Origin of the sequence: Bacteroides sp. AF29-11 (assembly GCF_003602895.1) — a bacterium.
In the GTDB taxonomy this organism is placed as follows: domain Bacteria; phylum Bacteroidota; class Bacteroidia; order Bacteroidales; family Bacteroidaceae; genus Bacteroides; species Bacteroides uniformis.
In genome coordinates this window covers 85,270-101,049 of sequence record NZ_QTLY01000003.1, presented here as the reverse complement: position 1 = coordinate 101,049, position 15,780 = coordinate 85,270, and the positions used below count along the sequence as shown (strand labels likewise).

The following is a 15,780-nucleotide window of genomic DNA, read 5'->3' as shown; positions in this document are numbered from 1 at the left end:
CTATTTTTCAAAAGTAATTTCTTTGCGAATGCGGCTAAGGTATGTCGGTGTGATTTGCAGATATGATGCCAATTCTTTGAGCGTTATATTTTGAAGAATATTAGGACAATATTCTAATATATGAATATAACGTTCCTTCGCAGATTGGCGATACAGATTCAAAAACCTGTCGTATGTCTGGTGAAAAAATCCGTCTGATATGACACAATGTAACTTAAAGTCTTTTTCAAAGAGTTCATCAACAATGTTGCGGTTACAAACCCACACTTCCGCATCTGTGGCTGCTATAATATCAGTAACGGCTGGAGTTTTCAATACAAGACTTGAATAGTCACCCAATGGCGTGTCACAGAATGAAAAACCGGTTATATGTGTATTACCTTCTGAATCGGTCACGGAGTATTTGAAATATCCTTTTTTGATAAATCCCCATACATTTTTTGTTGTATCTCCACAATGAAGGAAATAATCACCTTTTTTATAAAGGCATAACGTCCCCTCTTTAGTGCAAAGTTCGCGCCAAAAATTCATGTCAATCTTATCTATATACGGGTTAAAGTCTGCCATTCTTAATTGTTTAATATAACTGCGCTACAACCATTTGCAAAGTTAAGCATTTTAATCCGAACAGTCCTTAATTCTGTTGAGAAATAAAGCCATTCAGAGCGAAGTTTACTCCAAATGGCTTTTCAAATAAATGAAAATTCTATATTTTCATACTTTTGGGACGGTTTTTGTCTTTCGCATATAATACTGGTTGCCCGATAATGATATGGGCAGCGATGAAATTTCCCGATGTAATTCGTTCATTAGCAGGATTGTGTATCTGCGATGCTTCTCCAGTGAGCGATGGAATTATTCCTTCTGTTGTTCCCACTTGGCATACATTTCCCTCGAAAGCTCCACAATCTTCCGGCTCAGTTTCACAAGGTCGATAGTCTGCTTCTCCAACTTGTATAGCAATGCCATCGCCTTCTTCTCTGAGAAATGGCAACGCAATTCCTTCACGACTTGGTTGTAGTTCGTGCCGATGGCTCGGAACTGGGCGTGAAAGTCGGACAGTCTGGTGCAGTATTCCAACATAGCCTTGTCCACCTTCAGCACCTTAAACTTCTGCCCGAAGAAGTGAGCCTTCAGGAAGACGGCTTTTGCGTACACCTGTGATTCCTCATACATCGTGAGGAACTTGTTCCATTCCGCATCGTCAAAGCGCACCATCACACAGTGCGTCTTCGGATTTAATATGGGATTCCTCCCGTACTTGCTGTTCTTTTTCATACTTCTTATTCCTTTATTTTTATGGTTTATCCATTGTTTAATTTTTGATTAAGGAACCCTGAAATTATCCGACTGCGGAGGATAATTCTGCCCACGGCGGTGAAGGTGTTTTCAGTTACTTAGAATTATTCGGGTAACTGAAAATATATCTTGCTGTGTCTTTGAGGACACAAAAATCCTCCGCTTGTCGGATTGGTTTGTGAGTGCAATAACTCGTTTGGAATGTCGGTCAAACCTATGGAGTGCATCCACCGGCTTGACCGGTTCCACCGCAATCCGCTCAGAGCTTGCGCCACTGCTCGATGTCCTCCCGATAGGTTTCAAGGTGCAGGCGTACAAGATTCTCTACCATCCCCGATGCGCTCATGCCCCTGCCGCCGAAGTAGCGGACAATCCTGTCCAAGCTGTCGCGCACCTCACCGCTGACGAACACAGGCTTGCGGTCGGTAATCTTGGGAACTTGCAGATAAGTGGTTCGGTACTCGTCCAGCGACAGCCTGCGTTGCTTGCTGCTAATGCGTTTCTGCGGCACTGCCGCTTCCTCTGTTGCCTCATTTGACGGATTCGCCATAGCGGTTTCCGCCTTTTCTGTGACGCACTTGCCGGGTTGCTCCAGCTCCGCCGGATTCAGACCGATGTTCTTGTAAAAGTTGTCCATTGACTTCTCACTGCGGTACTCCCGGCGGCTCATTCTTTCCACGATTTCCTGAGCTTGCTGCTCACTGATGATTGGCTCTTTTCTTGTTGTCATAAAAATAGATTGATTAAGTTATTACTGTGGTCTTGGTCAGTACCTCGACCGATTATCGCCAGCGAAATAAGGAGTTTTAATGCAGTCAGTCAAGCATTTGGATTCTGTCAGACAATTTTGTGAGGTTTTGCTTTATGGTGATGGAAACGGTGGCGCAGACTTCACCGATTTTCCGGATTGTTTGAATCAGACGGAATATGATGTGAAATAGAAATAAGGGCTTATTTCCAACCCTGCGAACGGTTTGTTTCGCCTTGCAAAGAATACGGCAATGGTAGTCCTTTCCTATCCATTATAGTATGGATACGGCAATCAGTGGGGTGAGTGTATATTATGGCTATACAACCATTATTACCGGAGACAACCGCTACATCGTCGTGCCACAAGCTGCCAGTTCTGGAAAATCCATTGTTTTGTAAAGGTTTACCCTTTTCTTTGCAGCGAAAAGAAGCAATAACAACAAAAATGAAGTATATGGAAATCGTATCTATTGAAAGAAAGACTTTTGAAGCGATGGTCGCCAAGTTCGACCGTTTCGTCCGTCGCATGGATGCCATCTGCCAGCGGCACGGAGAGAAGACAATGGGCGAGTGGATGGACAATCAGGACGTGTGCCGGATGCTCAACATCAGTCCGCGCACGTTGCAGACCCTGCGGGACAACGGCACGCTGGCTTACTCGCAGATAAACCACAAGACGTACTACCGTCCCGAAGACGTGCAGCGTATCATCTCTGTTGTGGAGGACAGGCGAAAAGAAGCAAAGTTCAAAGGAAGGACGATATAAACTTGATGAAATGAACGAAGTAAACTAACAATACCCACTAAATCCAAAGTAACATGAATGAACTGATTAACAAGGACAGCGAGTGGATAATCCACTTCATGGGCAGCCTTGACCGTCTGCTGGACGGCTTCGAGCATCTGACCGCCAACTATCGCCCGACACTGGGCGGCGAACGTTTCTTCACAGACAAGGAAGTATCGGCACGGTTGAAAGTGAGCCGCCGGACACTTCAGGACTACCGTAATGAGGGACGGATAGCCTATATCCAGTTGGGTGGCAAGATACTCTATCGTGAATCCGATATAGAGAAGATGCTAAATGACGGCTACCGCTCCGCTTATCGGCTGACAGGCACGTGATTTTCTTGAAGGAGCGCAGTTTGCCGTCTGCCCTGTGATTGCGCCTGCAATGGATTTCCGGCAAAAGAAAAAGGGAACGGCTTACGGATGAAGCATCAAAATTCTGTTTCGTCTGTAAGCCGTTCCTTTTTTCCTGTCTTCTGATTTTTTCGTCAGTCGCTTGTTTCCGTTACCGGATGCCCTTCAAGCGTATGGCAGGCAGGGGCAAGGTTTTCGGGCTGAATACGCTCCACAGGAGGAAGATTATGCCCGAAACGGCTTTGCCGCCCGACCTTGCCGCTGCCATTAGTGCCATGCGCTACCTTTGCATCCGAGCATCGGGAACAAGTGACTGATGGGATGAACCTCAACTATACCATAGGTTGCTTCCTCTGCCACAGGATACAAACAATGTTATTGAGTTCTCTTTCTTGGTGGCGTAGATTTCATTTATCACAAACCGTCTGAACAAGATACTTTCTCTACTGCATATCCTGAATGCAATGGCTATAACCATTTCAAGATTATAAACATCGTAACTGATACCATCTGGTTGCTTGATATATTTCATCGTATCACATTCGTTTAACTCCTTATTCCTATATATAACATGAATCGCTTTACGGATGTCACAGGAGAATACTCCAAACAGGTCAGCGATTTCGAATTGTGTTATCCATACGGGTGCGGTCGGAATAGTGACCATACCCACTTCACTAATTGTGATTATACCTCTATCCATAATATATTGTATTGACATTGTTTAGTTACTTTTGTTTGTCTTTTCGCCAGTAGATTGTTTCTTCCGGCGTTCCATCAGTTTGTCCATATCCTTTGAGATTTTGTCATCGGTTATACGTGCATATCCCTGTGTCGTCCGAATATTGGAGTGCCCCATCATCTTGGCGATACTCTCTATCGGTATATCCGCTGAAATAAGGAAAGTTCCGAAACTATGTCGGCTCTGGTGGTAGGACAAGTTATCCTCTTTGCCTATGATTACACCTAACTCATGAATTTCAAACCACAAGGCGTCACGGTTAGGAAGCGGAAATACGGGCTGTTCGTCATCGGCCGTGTTGTACAGCGACAATATCTGTTCCGCTATGGGATGCAGGGGTATGAACGCTTCCACCTTTGTCTTCTTGCGGTTGATACGGATATACCGTCTGCCCTCCGCATTCATCCCGATGTGGTGGGGATGCAACAATTGTATATCCACATACGCCAATCCCGTCAGGCAGGAGAATATGAAAGCCCGTCTCGCCAACTCCAGCCTGTTGTCATACATCGGGGTGGAAAGTATCTTCTTGAACTCATCGCGGCTGATGTATCTGTGCTTTGCCTCCGGTTTGGTTTCATATTCCAACTCCTCGCAGGGATTCACTCGGATTATCTCCTTATCGACTGCCAGATACAACAGGCGGTTCAACCATCGCAGACAATGGTTGGTCTGAGATGCCCCGAAGTTCTTGCATTTTTTCAGATATGCCTTATAAGATTTGCCGAAGTCCTCTGTAACTTCTTCAAAATAGATATCCTTTTTACCCGATGACACAATATAGTCTGTCAGGTACTTCTGGTAATACATTGAACTTCGATAGGAGGAGGTTGAATCTATTTCCTCGGAGTGTTTCTTTAACCGCTCCCGTTCCCATTCTCCCATTTGCAGGAGGGTAGTCGGATGAATGTTGTTTTGGATGATGTGGCTCTTCAACATCTCTGCACTGACTACACCTTGCGATTTCAGTATTTCCTCGTATGCTTCTGAAATGATCCGGAGATATTCCTGCAAGCGGTTGTTTTCCCTTGTGGACTTTATCTCGTTCTTCTTGCCATTCCAATCTTCGGGACGGCAATAGATACTTGTGCTTATGACCGTCTGTTTCCCGTCAATGGTTATGCGGCAGAGAACGGCGGTCGTACCGTCAGCCTTTACCTTGCTGCGGTTGATATAGGGTAACAGTGAAAATGTACTTCGCATATCGTTTGCTGTATTAAAGGGTAAGTTTGAAATCCTCGGTAGCTTTGATGAACCTGTCCATGTCCTCAAAGAGTTTTTTCGGACTGACACGGGCGTACACCTGAGTGGTGGAAATATCGGAATGCCCCAACATCCTACTGATGGTCTCAATCGGCACACCAGCTTCAAGCGTAATCAGCGAGGCGAAACTATGGCGCGCCTGATGGTAGCACAGGTCATCCTTGATGCCTGCCAGTGCCGCCAACGCTTTCATGTGCCTTCTAAGATTGGGCCAGCGAAGTAAAGGAAACAAGGTTTCTCTGTCCTCACTGCTATACTTATTGATAAGCGCAATTGCTTCGGGCAATAGTTTTACACTAGCACGGAGTTCGTTTTTCTTTCTGCGGTATTTCAACCATAATGCCCCGTCCCCGTCTGTCTGCAAATTAGCATGGGTAATCGAAACGACATCCGCATAAGATACACCTGTATAACATCCGAAGAGAAACATATCCCTTGCCAACATATGGGATTTGCGGTATGCAGGTATTTCCACGTCACGGATTTTCTCGAACGATTCACGGCTCAATGCCCGTGGAGTTGTTTCCGTTTTCTTCGGCAGGGTGAAATGTTGGAAGTGGATTTTATCGGCATATCCCTCTTTATAAGCTAGACGGCAAATCTTCTTAAGTATGGCAAGATAATGTCTGGCAGTATCGATTGCCTGTCCTTTATCTTCCGTGACAAATGTCTGATAGTCGTGGATGAACTGTTCCGTCAGTTGCCCGAAAGCCAAATCCTTGACCTTGTACTGATGCTTGATGAACTCTCCGAGTGCCAGCCGCATATAGTGATAGCCGGGATAAGTACTTTTGGCACGATCAATACCGATACGTGCCTTGATGTCATCACAGACAACATCGGTCATTTTCATGAGGGTCATCTGCGTTTCCATGCTGCCTTGAAAAAGGTCTTTCACATCGGTGGCATCGAAATCAATTTTGCGTTCCACAAGATTGTCGAATGCCATGTTTACTGCCAGTAGCAACTTGTCAATCTTGGCATTAGTCTCCACCGCCTCGCGGCTTTTTCCGTTCAGACGGCTTTCACGGGGATTCCACAATTCGGGAGTGCAGGACAACTTGCATCCGAACTGCGCCATCGTGCGGTTCACTGTAATTCTTCCCATTATCGGGGCTTTGCCCGACTTGCCCAGTCCGCTCTTTTTGAGGTAGAGCAGCACCTTGAATTTTTCTACTTTCATACGCTTATATTTTTAGGTGCAAAGTTACTTGCCATATAAGCGTTCCTTGATAAGCAAAATGCTGAGTACGAGTGCAAAGAAAACGGTGAGGATTTCTTTTCATTGCTTTTCGTTACCTGTTCTCGTTCCAGTAACTGCCCGGCTAACGGTCTGGTAACTGAACAACTTCAATATTACGTTGTCATTTACATTTTCTCAATTTGGCAAAATACTGAAACCCTGCTCATTTCAAACGGTTTACGTTTAATCTTCTTCTGTCTGCTTTTCCTTGCGTAGCCTATCACTTTCCATTGCGCTAGACATTCCTATGCGACCTTACAACTGGCTGGAGGGACTGATATTTATACAGTTAGTAAAATGTTAGGGCATACAAACGTGAGAACTACCCAGGTATATGCCAAAGTCGTGGATGAGAAAAAAGAGAAAGCGACTGAAACCATTAAATTAGATTTACCTCAAACAGAATAACTATTCGTATATTTGGTAGACATAGCCATCTGCGTAGATGAATTTGCGTGGGTGGCTTTTTGGTGATTATTTACGACAATACCCTAAATGAGTTTGTCTGAATTATAATAACTGAAATCTTAAACTTTGAAAAGAAATGTAACATTTCAAGTTGTTATACGTTTACATACAACAGAATAGGGGATTGAGAAAAATAACCCCCTACAAAGTTGCAACTTTGTAGGGGCACATCCTAAATCTCAATATTACCCTTCTGGTGGGTATGGGTCATTGCCGTAGCTATGCTTTTCACGAATACGTCCATCTAATCCGTGTATAGCAACTTCTTGACCGTTCTTAATAGCGATTTCACGAGCACGTTCAAATGCTTCTTGCTGTGTTCTGAAATTACCAGAACTACGTTGAGCATTTTCTTGCTTTACCTTCCATTGGTCGCCATTACGAACAACATGAATGTTCTTGCCTGCCATATTTACCTCCTTTCTGTTCTTAGTGGCAACATATTTCAAGTTGCCGTTATTAACTCGGTAGTCCCTCATTAAAGTTCATTTGGGTTTCCGTCAAGATTAAAACCAGCCCATTGAGGAACTCCATCTACTTCTGCTACTTGCGATATCAAAAGTCCATCATCCCCATCAACGAATTTTTTAAAATAGTCTCTTAAGCCTTTTGCATTAGTGTTAATACGCTTAAAACACCAACAAGATTCAAGCATTCTAACTGCATTAAACTTTTTAAGCTCATCATAAAGGGGCTGATAATCTCTTTTATTACGCAAATCATAACTCAAGAAAAATAAAGCCATTATTCATGAAATTATTTGTTAAACATTACGACTGCTGTTTTGTACTTGAGGTTATCTCATCGGTAAGCAGTTCTATACCATACTAAATTCTTCAGATTACAGGGGAAGATAAGGAAGCCTGCTACATATCCGTCACGGACTTATTGGTTTGTAGAACACCAGAATAAAAAAACAGAATCAATCTATTATAGTAGATACAAATGCTTTGCCAATGTTAAAAACAGGCTTTTTTTTGAACATTTCATCTTGTTTTGACAGTTTTTATGTCGGTTTGACAGTCTACAAAGTTACTTCTACTGTCACATTTATTTTATCTACGATAATTTCTTATGATTCCAGTATGATAGGCGACATAACCATAAAAATCTACTACTGATATTCTCCACTACTTACATTGATAATCAACGAGTAATCCTTATGATAGTTGTGTTCCGTTGCTGTCTTTTTATGTGATGTATTACACCATAAAATCAGCATAGAAAATCGTTGTTACTTTGCCGAAAAATCAAACAGTAAACAAGTAATAATATGAGTGAGAAGAACATTACATTTGAAGATTTACCCAAAGCTATGTCGTGGTTGATGGATAAATTGAATGAGCTGGATTCTAAAATAGATGGACTAAATAATCAGAATCAAAGCGTGCCAACCGAACAATGGATGAACCTCAAAGAATTGTGTGATTATATTCCCAGCCACCCGGCAGAACAAACTGTATATGGTTGGACGAGTTGCCATCTAATCCCATTCCACAAAAGAGGGAAACGTATCATGTTCCTAAAATCAGAAATTGACGAGTGGCTCCATGCCGGCAAAATAAAATCTGATAAAAACTTGGAAGATGAAGCCGCCCAATTCATAAAGTCAAAAAGAAATACCAAATTCTAATGGATTCAACCAATTTATGCAATGCACTCAGAATGGAATTTGAAGGGGTCTTTGAAAACAAGATTCCTTTAGATGCCTTTCCAACTAAAATCCAAGATATGATATTGGCTTTAACCCGACAAGAGAATTATTCCATAGAGTACATGATGGCTTCTGTTTTGGTGGCAGTATCAACCGCCATTGGTAATGCTATCAATATTCGTATTCGTGGGGGATGGATTAGCAACTCTGCCCTTTATATGATATTGGTGGGTCGTCCCGGAATGGGTAAAACTCCACCGTTGGATTTTGCTTTTCGCCCTATCCGCAAGCATGATGCACAAGCTGTCAAACAATTCAAGTTGGAAATGGAGCAATACAACAATCTGGTAGAAAGCAATAAAGGTAAGAAGGAAAATACTACTCCTTTGCCTGACAAACCTGTTTTACGGAGGACTATTATATCAGACTTTACTCCAGAGGCGTTAATGCGTGCGCTTGATGACAACCAACGAGGGGTTGTAGTATATGTGGATGAGATTATGGGTATGTTTAATGCCGTAAACCAATACAGTAGAGGACAACTTATCGAACAGCTATTGACAGCATTCAGCGGTAGGCCTTTGGATATTTCAAGATGCAGTATGCCTATACCGATTCATATAGAATATCCCTTTATAAATATTGTCGGTACGATGCAAACAACTCGTATGCACGAACTGATAGAGAAAGGTTATAAAGAAAACGGACTGCTTGACAGAATTATTTTTGTTTACCCATCGTCCCAAGAAATTTCTGATTGGCAATCAGATGAAGATTCATCTTTTGATAAATACTCGATTATGTGGGAGTCAATCATTGACAAGGTGATCGACTTGCCTTTTATAGATAATGGAAATATACAAAATATCTTGGATTTTTCTTCGGAAGCCAAAGCCTATTTTATAAATTGGCGTAATAATACAATCCGAGCCATCAATCAAATTCAAGATGATGGACTGGTAGATAGTAGAGTGATTAAAGCTCCTATGATAACGGCTCGTTTGGCATTAGTCCTACAAATCTTTCGTTGGGCTTGTGGAGAGGTGCATAAGGATTTTGTGGATATAGATTCAACAAAATCGGCTATTGCTTTAAGTGAATATTTTGAGAGTTGTTATTCTGACATTCAGAAGTATATGTTGAAAGCGAGCATTGAGCCTCAAAAGAAAGAATTGCTCGACTGTCTTTCTGCAACTTTCACTACTGCTGATGCCATTCAAGCCGGAAAAGAAGTAGGGTTGTCGGAAAGGTCGGTAATGTATTCTTTGGTTAACCTTGCCACGAATAAGATTATCAAGAAGATAAAGCGAGGTGAATATGAGAAGCTGCAATAATTGACACCTTTTGCAGTTTGCAATTGTTGCAGTTTGCACTTTGCTCTTACATAGGATTTCTGCAAAACTGCAATAAGTGCAAGCTGCACGGACTGCAATAACAAAACGAAGAAGTATGGCTGAATATAGATTTTCTCTTCAAAAATATAAGCGAGGTTCAAAACTCTCATGTCCTAAGTGTGGAAAGAAACAATGTTTTGTCCGTTATGTTGATACACAAGGTGAGATTTCGTTTCCTGACTATGTAGGCAGATGCGACCATGAGCAATCATGCAAGTACCATTATACGCCCTCTGATTATTTCAAAGATAATCCAACGCTGATAGAAAACGGCTCAAATTATAGTTTTGAACATAGTAAACCACAGTCACATTCGTTGCCACCTACTTCTTTTATTGAAAAGGAACTAATGGAGCGAACACTTACCAACTACACAATGAATCCATTGTACATTTATCTGGCAGGTATATTGGGCAAGGATGAAACAAAGCGGATATTCCATTTATATCGTGTTGGCACCTCAAAAAAATGGGGCGGATCTACTGTCTATTGGCAAATTGATAGGCAAGGCAATGTGCGAACTGGAAAGATAATGTTATATGATTCAATAACAGGACATCGGACAAAAGAGCCGAGAAGTTATGTGAGTTGGGTACACACCGAATTGAATCTTGCCGACTTCAATTTAAGTCAGTGTTTGTTTGGAGAATATCTATTGTCTGGCAATCCTACTAAACCGATTGCTATAGTAGAGAGTGAGAAGTCTGCCTTGATAGCCACTCACTATATGCCTGAATTTTTATGGTTGGCTACAGGTGGAATGTACGGCTGCTTCAAAGCAGATGCGATTAGTGTATTAAAAGGTCGGACGGTAATGTTGTGTCCGGACTTAGGCGCAAAAGAGATTTGGCAATCTAAGATGGCAAAGCTCTCCTCCGTTTGCTCAAAAGTGATAATAAGTGACACATTAGAACAATGTGCTACGGATGAGCAACGAAAGAAAGGGTTGGACATTGCGGATTTCCTCCTGATGGAAGATACACCGCAAATGATTTTATCCAAAATGATACAGCGGAATCCGGCTTTGCAGACGCTCATTGATGAATTGGGGTTGGAATTGGTGAATGCAGAGCAGATATGATAATTGGATGGATTGGACAGCTCGCTGTCCTTGAAAAAGGGTTTGTAAAATCCCGTAGCTTATTAGGGCATTTTCACCGCTTTCACTCTCCGAGTGGCAGCAAAAAAGCCCATAAGCGGAGGGACACCCTCTCGACACCCGATTGCCTGTGGCACAATGGACGGGATTTTACAAACCATAGAACCAAAGTATAACAGTATAAATGAATGAGATATGAGTAATACACAATACGCAGTCTGCCACCTGCAACGTGGCAGTGGCAACGACTCCGGTGTGACCTGCCATATAGAAAGAAAGGATGTCAAGGGGAAGAAATATGTTCCCGCCAATGCCGATGCGAGCAGGACACATCTTAATCGGGAACTGGTTGCATTTCCTGCCGGAGTGAAGAACAGGACGGAAGCCATACAATTCAGAATAGACCATGCCGGACTACACCGCAAGGTTGGCAAGAATCAGACGAAAGCCATCCGAATCATTCTGACCGGAACACATGAACAGATGATGAAGATTACCAATGATGGCAAGCTGGATAATTGGATTGATGCCAATATGAAATGGCTAAAAGATACTTTCGGAAGTGAGAATCTTGTTTCATGTGTGTTGCACATGGATGAGAAAACACCACACCTACATGCCACTATCGTACCTATTGTAATCACAGAACGATTCCGTAAGAAACGTGAGGGCGAGAAGAAGTATGAGACGAAATCAGGGGCTCGCTTATCGGCAGATGATGTGATGCGGAGATCCAAATTGCATGAATATCAGAACAGCTATGCAGAATTTATGAGACCATTCGGATTGCAACGTGGCATTGTCGGCTCTACCGCCAAGCATCAGGCGAATTCGGAATACTACAAGCAGCAGATGAGCAAGTATGAAGAGGACATTGCCAAATTACAAGCTGACGTTGAACAAGCAAAAGAAGGAAGAAGTACCGTCTTGTCGTGGTTTGGCAAAGGTGATTTGGCAAAGGCTAAGAAAGAACTTGCGAGCAAAGACGAACAGATTGGCAAACTCACAAATCGGATTAAAACGCTCATGGCAGAAAAGTCCCAGTTGCAAGAAAAGCATAAAGCCGAGATCAAGCAACTACATAATGAATATCAAAAAGAAATAGACAAGGCTATCCAACAAGCGGAATCAGCAGAACGGAAATCCAAAGAAAAGGATTCTGTTATAGACAGGCAAAACCAACGCATTGACCAGCTTGATCGCAAAGCCAATCCTCACAGATACCAACTCTCATCCGGAGCAGAACTTGTGCATCATAATATTCCAAATATGAGAAATCCGTCCATCCATATTTGGACGAGAGTTGGCAATGAAGAATATGACACAAGAACTTATATAGAATATTTCAGTGAGATATGGGAACGGTTCAGCAAAAACGAAGCTACCGTTTACGAACTCATCAATGAAGTATTTGAACCGCAGGAACAGGTCAATGAGGCACAAGCTAATCTGCTCGGTGCTGTTTTTGAACTTGCAGCAGGTGGTCAGGCACAAACTCATGTTGGTACAGGTTCTGGTGGTGCATCATCCGAATTACCATGGAACGACAAGAAACACAAAGGCTTGAAACGACAATAATATCTATTCATTTATTAGGCAGTTGCTTGAATAACTTGTATATTTGTAGTGATTTGACAAAGAGGATACAATGATGAAAATTTCAAAATTACATAGTAAAGTTCTTTGGAAAGATAGTTTTTTGTACGCTGTTAGTTTCATTGCTGCCATTGAAACTATTTGTGCTATTGCAGATTTTAGCATTACGGATGTAGTCAATATTCAGAAGTGGTGGGAGAAAGGATTGATTATTTTAGGTGTATTTCTATTACTGTGGATAATAACAGCTGTAATAAAAGCACTTAGATCAGACCATGCAATAACACTGAAGATAAAAGGAATAACTGTAAGAATAGAGGAAGGTGATATTTTCAAATCGCCCAACTGGAAATTAATCCCTTTTAATGAGTTTTTTGACACAATAGTTGATGACGTTGTTATTGCAAGGAACTCATTGAATGGGAAATTCATAGAAAGATTACAGGATATTGATGATTTGAATAAAAAGATTGATGAGGCAGAAGATATACCTAGTATGAAGAGGAAAACAAAAGCAGGTCGAACCTATTACCCACTTGGCCGAATTATTACATATCAAGATTATTTGTTGTTGGCATTTTCTCATTTTGAGAATAATCAGGCAAAACTATCTCATAACGAGTATGAAATCTGTCTTCGGGCAATGTGGAATGAAATAAGCAGAGTCTATGCACATAGACCTGTTACTATACCTCTACTCGGAGGAGGAATAACGCGCATTACTGACAAAAATGAATTTCATTTGCTCCGTTGTATCCTTTGTACACTCAAAACATCGGATGCTCAAATATATCAACCGATAACCATTGTATTAACAAGAGAATCCATAGATAAAATTAATTTGTACGATATTAAAAAAATATTTTAGCCATGTATTATAGAACAAGAACTTATATCGCCGGAGATTGGGATAATGACAAAGATGCCGTTGACGCATTGCACCGGTGGAATGACAGTTCCCGATATGGACTTTCATTTTCGGATGCTCATGAATTAAAGCAAGCAAGGGATACAAGCCTAAATTGCTCGATTAAAAGGTCATTGGCTGAGCGATTGGATGCCTCTAAAACATTTATCCTTATCGTTGGTGAACACACAAAAGAATTAAGGGCTGGTGGATGCCAATATTGTAATAGCTACAATAGTTATTGGGGGACTTGTGGTCGAGGACATACAGTGGATACTCGAAGTTATATTGATTTCGAATGCGAGAAAGCGATTCGGGATGGTCTAAAAATAATAGTCCTGTATAAATCAACAGTGGTGAATAGATCCAAATGTCCAGAAGTAGTCAGAAATCGTGGCATTCATGCGCCGATGGAAAAATGGGTTGGCAATACATTGTATTGGGATTATGACTCGGTAAGAAATGCCATTGGATAATAACTATACACTGCCCCATGATTTTTTACCAATGGGGCAGTGTTTTATTTACCAAGTTATCACTTTATCGACAATCTCTTGTTGCTCGGCACTGCTACGACGCAGATAGATACGGGTAGTTTCTATACTTTCATGCCCCATCAAATCAGCAAGCAAGGATATGTCATTGAACTTATCCAGAAAATTCTTTGCAAAGCGGTGACGGAACGAGTGAGGGTAAACCACTTTCTCATTCAAGCCATATTTTGCAGCATAATTTTTCAACTGTTGAGCAATACCTCTGGTAGTGATACGTTCACCGAAACGATTAAGGAAAAGATAACCAGTGGCACGATTGACATTGCCAAGCCATTCTATGGCTTCCTTGCGTAAAGCCTTAGGAATATAGATACGACGAATTTTGCCACCTTTGGTGTAGATGTCGAAATAGCCCATCTGCACATGCTCCACTTTCATTTGTATTAGTTCGCTAACTCTTGCTCCAGTGGCAGCAAGGAAACGAACTACGAAATACCACTCTCGATTTTCCTCTTTTTTAAGTTTGTTCTTTAGAAAAACATAGTCGGCATTGCTGATTACATTTTCCAAATAACTACGCTGTTGTACCTTGACGGATTTTAATCTCAGACGAGATTTTCCCATACAATCAAGATACTTGTTCATTGCCTGAATACGAAGATTTACAGTTTTAGGCTTGAATTTCTCAATGAGATAGGTTTTATAAACAAGCAGATTACGCTTGTTCAGTTCTTTATGTCGGGAATAATATTCCCTTACGGCATAGAGGTAAGCCGCAATCGTATTCTCCGCCATATTTCCTTGACGCAGATACGTTTCAAAATTTTCAATGTTCATGTTCGATACATTATTAGTTAAACAATTCGCTATCATTAATAATGTATAGCATCCACAAATTCATTGAGTTCCTATTATGAGAAGTTTCTCGCTACCGGAGAGATAAAATGTATTGATGAGGAGATTCCGTTTGAGATTCCTGCTACTTGGGAGTGGGCAAGATTCTCTACAATTGTAAATATGTCACCTACAGTATTAGCGGAAGATGATGTAAATGCAGCATTTATGCCTATGGCATTAATAAATGCTGGTTATAGTAGTGGATATTCTTATGAAACAAAAAACTGGAGTTTAATCAAAACAGGCTTCACTAAACTGGCAGTAGGTGATATAGCCTTTGCCAAAATTACGCCTTGCTTTCAAAATCGCAAATCATTTATTTTGGAAGATGTTCCCGGAAAAGTAGCGGCTGCAACCACAGAACTTAATGTTCTGCGCCTATATGGGCAAACATTATATGCTTGGTATGTTTTATACTTCCTAAAATCTGATTATTTTATCAAAGAGGCAAAATATAAAGGGACTGCTGGACAACAGAGAGTTCTATCATCATATATCCAAAACAAACTTTTCCCCATCCCTCCATATAATGAGCAGTATAGGATTGTTGAAAAAATCCGAGAGGTATTGCCTGTTGTAGATAAATATGATAAATCGCAAAAAGAATTAGACAAACTTAATGCTCTGATTGTTGATAAACTAAAGAAGTCCATTCTTCAGGAGGCAATTCAAGGGCGACTTGTCCTCCAAATTGCAGAAGAGGGCACAGCACAAGAGTTACTTGAGCAAATAAAGTTAGAAAAGCAAAAACTTGTAAAAGAGGGAAAGTTAAAAAAGTCCGCTCTCAATGAATCCGTCATCTTCCGTGGTGACGATAACAAGTATTATGAG

General features: G+C 41.4%; 18 protein-coding genes and 2 pseudogenes. 11 read left to right on the top strand and 9 right to left on the bottom strand.

What is annotated here, in order from left to right; all coding sequences use genetic code 11:
• The 3 genes from DWZ03_RS05895 to DWZ03_RS05880 form a co-directional block, all read right to left on the bottom strand.
• The gene (locus tag DWZ03_RS05895; RefSeq protein WP_120129232.1) at positions 1-567 is read right to left on the bottom strand and encodes a Crp/Fnr family transcriptional regulator; all 567 of its coding nucleotides are present in this window, start codon (positions 565-567) and stop codon (positions 1-3) included.
• Between the two features lie 288 nt (positions 568-855).
• Positions 856-1,278 carry a conjugal transfer protein MobA gene (gene mobA, locus DWZ03_RS05890; protein ID WP_120129229.1) on the bottom strand — a complete coding sequence of 141 codons (423 nt, stop codon included), beginning with the start codon at positions 1,276-1,278 and terminating at the stop codon, positions 856-858.
• A 280-nt stretch (positions 1,279-1,558) separates the two neighbouring features.
• Complete coding sequence (locus DWZ03_RS05880) at positions 1,559-2,029, bottom strand: DUF3408 domain-containing protein (protein ID WP_120129226.1); 471 nt, start codon at positions 2,027-2,029, stop codon at positions 1,559-1,561.
• A 474-nt stretch (positions 2,030-2,503) separates the two neighbouring features.
• Here DWZ03_RS05880 and DWZ03_RS05875 point away from each other — a divergent pair, with 474 nt between their 5' ends.
• The 3 genes from DWZ03_RS05875 (at position 2,504) to DWZ03_RS20105 (ending at position 3,509) form a co-directional block, all read left to right on the top strand.
• Positions 2,504-2,815, top strand: a complete 312-nt coding sequence (locus DWZ03_RS05875; RefSeq protein ID WP_120129473.1) for a helix-turn-helix domain-containing protein — start codon at positions 2,504-2,506, stop codon at positions 2,813-2,815.
• A gap of 53 nt (positions 2,816-2,868) precedes the next feature.
• Positions 2,869-3,174 (top strand): helix-turn-helix domain-containing protein, encoded by a 306-nt coding sequence (locus tag DWZ03_RS05870; protein WP_025836003.1) that lies wholly within the window; start codon positions 2,869-2,871, stop codon positions 3,172-3,174.
• A gap of 176 nt (positions 3,175-3,350) precedes the next feature.
• Positions 3,351-3,509: a hypothetical protein gene (locus DWZ03_RS20105; RefSeq protein WP_207805205.1), complete on the top strand. Its 159-nt coding sequence runs from the start codon at positions 3,351-3,353 to the stop codon at positions 3,507-3,509.
• Positions 3,510-3,520: 11 nt separating this feature from the next.
• Here the strand turns inward: DWZ03_RS20105 and DWZ03_RS05860 are convergent, their stop codons facing one another.
• The 3 genes from DWZ03_RS05860 to DWZ03_RS05850 are packed head-to-tail and all read right to left on the bottom strand — an operon-like array spanning position 3,521 to position 6,380.
• Complete coding sequence (locus tag DWZ03_RS05860) at positions 3,521-3,895, bottom strand: hypothetical protein (RefSeq protein ID WP_120129470.1); 375 nt, start codon at positions 3,893-3,895, stop codon at positions 3,521-3,523.
• A 21-nt stretch (positions 3,896-3,916) separates the two neighbouring features.
• Positions 3,917-5,137, bottom strand: coding sequence for a site-specific integrase (locus DWZ03_RS05855; RefSeq protein WP_120129223.1), 1,221 nt, complete (start codon positions 5,135-5,137; stop codon positions 3,917-3,919).
• A gap of 13 nt (positions 5,138-5,150) precedes the next feature.
• Positions 5,151-6,380, bottom strand: coding sequence for a site-specific integrase (locus DWZ03_RS05850; RefSeq protein ID WP_117692180.1), 1,230 nt, complete (start codon positions 6,378-6,380; stop codon positions 5,151-5,153).
• Positions 6,381-6,659: 279 nt separating this feature from the next.
• Here DWZ03_RS05850 and DWZ03_RS20175 point away from each other — a divergent pair.
• Positions 6,660-6,848 (top strand): annotated as a pseudogene (locus DWZ03_RS20175) (tyrosine-type recombinase/integrase); the annotation flags it as partial.
• Between the two features lie 245 nt (positions 6,849-7,093).
• On the opposite strand, the gene DWZ03_RS05840 reads toward DWZ03_RS20175, so the two are convergent.
• Positions 7,094-7,318: a DUF2188 domain-containing protein gene (locus tag DWZ03_RS05840; protein WP_057280677.1), complete on the bottom strand. Its 225-nt coding sequence runs from the start codon at positions 7,316-7,318 to the stop codon at positions 7,094-7,096.
• A gap of 68 nt (positions 7,319-7,386) precedes the next feature.
• Entirely contained in the window at positions 7,387-7,653 is a 267-nt protein-coding gene (locus DWZ03_RS05835; RefSeq protein WP_057280668.1) for a hypothetical protein, read from the bottom strand.
• A gap of 528 nt (positions 7,654-8,181) precedes the next feature.
• On the opposite strand from DWZ03_RS05835, the gene DWZ03_RS05830 reads away from it, so the two are divergent.
• The 6 genes from DWZ03_RS05830 (at position 8,182) to DWZ03_RS05805 (ending at position 14,034) form a co-directional block, all read left to right on the top strand.
• Positions 8,182-8,541, top strand: a complete 360-nt coding sequence (locus DWZ03_RS05830; RefSeq protein WP_032945184.1) for a helix-turn-helix domain-containing protein — start codon at positions 8,182-8,184, stop codon at positions 8,539-8,541.
• Positions 8,541-9,896, top strand: coding sequence for a DUF3987 domain-containing protein (locus tag DWZ03_RS05825; RefSeq protein WP_057280667.1), 1,356 nt, complete (start codon positions 8,541-8,543; stop codon positions 9,894-9,896). The genes DWZ03_RS05830 and DWZ03_RS05825 overlap by 1 nt, the downstream gene beginning before the upstream one ends.
• 115 nt (positions 9,897-10,011) lie before the next feature.
• Complete coding sequence (locus DWZ03_RS05820; RefSeq protein WP_057280676.1) at positions 10,012-11,037, top strand: DUF6371 domain-containing protein; 1,026 nt, start codon at positions 10,012-10,014, stop codon at positions 11,035-11,037.
• Positions 11,038-11,250: 213 nt separating this feature from the next.
• Positions 11,251-12,633 (top strand): MobV family relaxase, encoded by a 1,383-nt coding sequence (mobV, locus tag DWZ03_RS05815; RefSeq protein WP_120129220.1) that lies wholly within the window; start codon positions 11,251-11,253, stop codon positions 12,631-12,633.
• Positions 12,634-12,703: 70 nt separating this feature from the next.
• Positions 12,704-13,519, top strand: a complete 816-nt coding sequence (locus DWZ03_RS05810) for a macro domain-containing protein (protein ID WP_070101541.1) — start codon at positions 12,704-12,706, stop codon at positions 13,517-13,519.
• A gap of 2 nt (positions 13,520-13,521) precedes the next feature.
• Positions 13,522-14,034 (top strand): TIR domain-containing protein, encoded by a 513-nt coding sequence (locus DWZ03_RS05805; RefSeq protein ID WP_057280665.1) that lies wholly within the window; start codon positions 13,522-13,524, stop codon positions 14,032-14,034.
• A gap of 48 nt (positions 14,035-14,082) precedes the next feature.
• Here the strand turns inward: DWZ03_RS05805 and DWZ03_RS05800 are convergent, their stop codons facing one another.
• A complete protein-coding gene (locus DWZ03_RS05800; protein WP_057280664.1) occupies positions 14,083-14,889 on the bottom strand; it encodes a tyrosine-type recombinase/integrase in 807 nt (268 codons plus the stop codon).
• A 63-nt stretch (positions 14,890-14,952) separates the two neighbouring features.
• Between DWZ03_RS05800 and DWZ03_RS20170 the strand changes: the two are divergent.
• Positions 14,953-15,780, top strand: a pseudogene (locus DWZ03_RS20170) (restriction endonuclease subunit S); the annotation flags it as partial.

What these genes read in the sequence shown, in the direction of transcription:
- DWZ03_RS05870 (WP_025836003.1), top strand. Translation starts at nt 2,869, where the DNA reads ATGAATGAACTGATTAACAAGGACAGCGAGTGGATAATCCACTTCATG.
- DWZ03_RS05860 (WP_120129470.1), bottom strand. Translation starts at nt 3,895, where the DNA reads ATGGATAGAGGTATAATCACAATTAGTGAAGTGGGTATGGTCACTATT.
- DWZ03_RS05895 (WP_120129232.1), bottom strand. Translation starts at nt 567, where the DNA reads ATGGCAGACTTTAACCCGTATATAGATAAGATTGACATGAATTTTTGG.
- DWZ03_RS05840 (WP_057280677.1), bottom strand. Translation starts at nt 7,318, where the DNA reads ATGGCAGGCAAGAACATTCATGTTGTTCGTAATGGCGACCAATGGAAG.
- DWZ03_RS05800 (WP_057280664.1), bottom strand. Translation starts at nt 14,889, where the DNA reads ATGAACATTGAAAATTTTGAAACGTATCTGCGTCAAGGAAATATGGCG.
- DWZ03_RS05830 (WP_032945184.1), top strand. Translation starts at nt 8,182, where the DNA reads ATGAGTGAGAAGAACATTACATTTGAAGATTTACCCAAAGCTATGTCG.
- DWZ03_RS05875 (WP_120129473.1), top strand. Translation starts at nt 2,504, where the DNA reads ATGGAAATCGTATCTATTGAAAGAAAGACTTTTGAAGCGATGGTCGCC.
- mobA (WP_120129229.1), bottom strand. Translation starts at nt 1,278, where the DNA reads ATGAAAAAGAACAGCAAGTACGGGAGGAATCCCATATTAAATCCGAAG.
- mobV (WP_120129220.1), top strand. Translation starts at nt 11,251, where the DNA reads ATGAGTAATACACAATACGCAGTCTGCCACCTGCAACGTGGCAGTGGC.
- DWZ03_RS05805 (WP_057280665.1), top strand. Translation starts at nt 13,522, where the DNA reads ATGTATTATAGAACAAGAACTTATATCGCCGGAGATTGGGATAATGAC.
- DWZ03_RS05850 (WP_117692180.1), bottom strand. Translation starts at nt 6,380, where the DNA reads ATGAAAGTAGAAAAATTCAAGGTGCTGCTCTACCTCAAAAAGAGCGGA.
- DWZ03_RS05880 (WP_120129226.1), bottom strand. Translation starts at nt 2,029, where the DNA reads ATGACAACAAGAAAAGAGCCAATCATCAGTGAGCAGCAAGCTCAGGAA.
- DWZ03_RS05820 (WP_057280676.1), top strand. Translation starts at nt 10,012, where the DNA reads ATGGCTGAATATAGATTTTCTCTTCAAAAATATAAGCGAGGTTCAAAA.
- DWZ03_RS20105 (WP_207805205.1), top strand. Translation starts at nt 3,351, where the DNA reads ATGCCCTTCAAGCGTATGGCAGGCAGGGGCAAGGTTTTCGGGCTGAAT.
- DWZ03_RS05825 (WP_057280667.1), top strand. Translation starts at nt 8,541, where the DNA reads ATGGATTCAACCAATTTATGCAATGCACTCAGAATGGAATTTGAAGGG.
- DWZ03_RS05855 (WP_120129223.1), bottom strand. Translation starts at nt 5,137, where the DNA reads ATGCGAAGTACATTTTCACTGTTACCCTATATCAACCGCAGCAAGGTA.
- DWZ03_RS05835 (WP_057280668.1), bottom strand. Translation starts at nt 7,653, where the DNA reads ATGGCTTTATTTTTCTTGAGTTATGATTTGCGTAATAAAAGAGATTAT.
- DWZ03_RS05810 (WP_070101541.1), top strand. Translation starts at nt 12,704, where the DNA reads ATGATGAAAATTTCAAAATTACATAGTAAAGTTCTTTGGAAAGATAGT.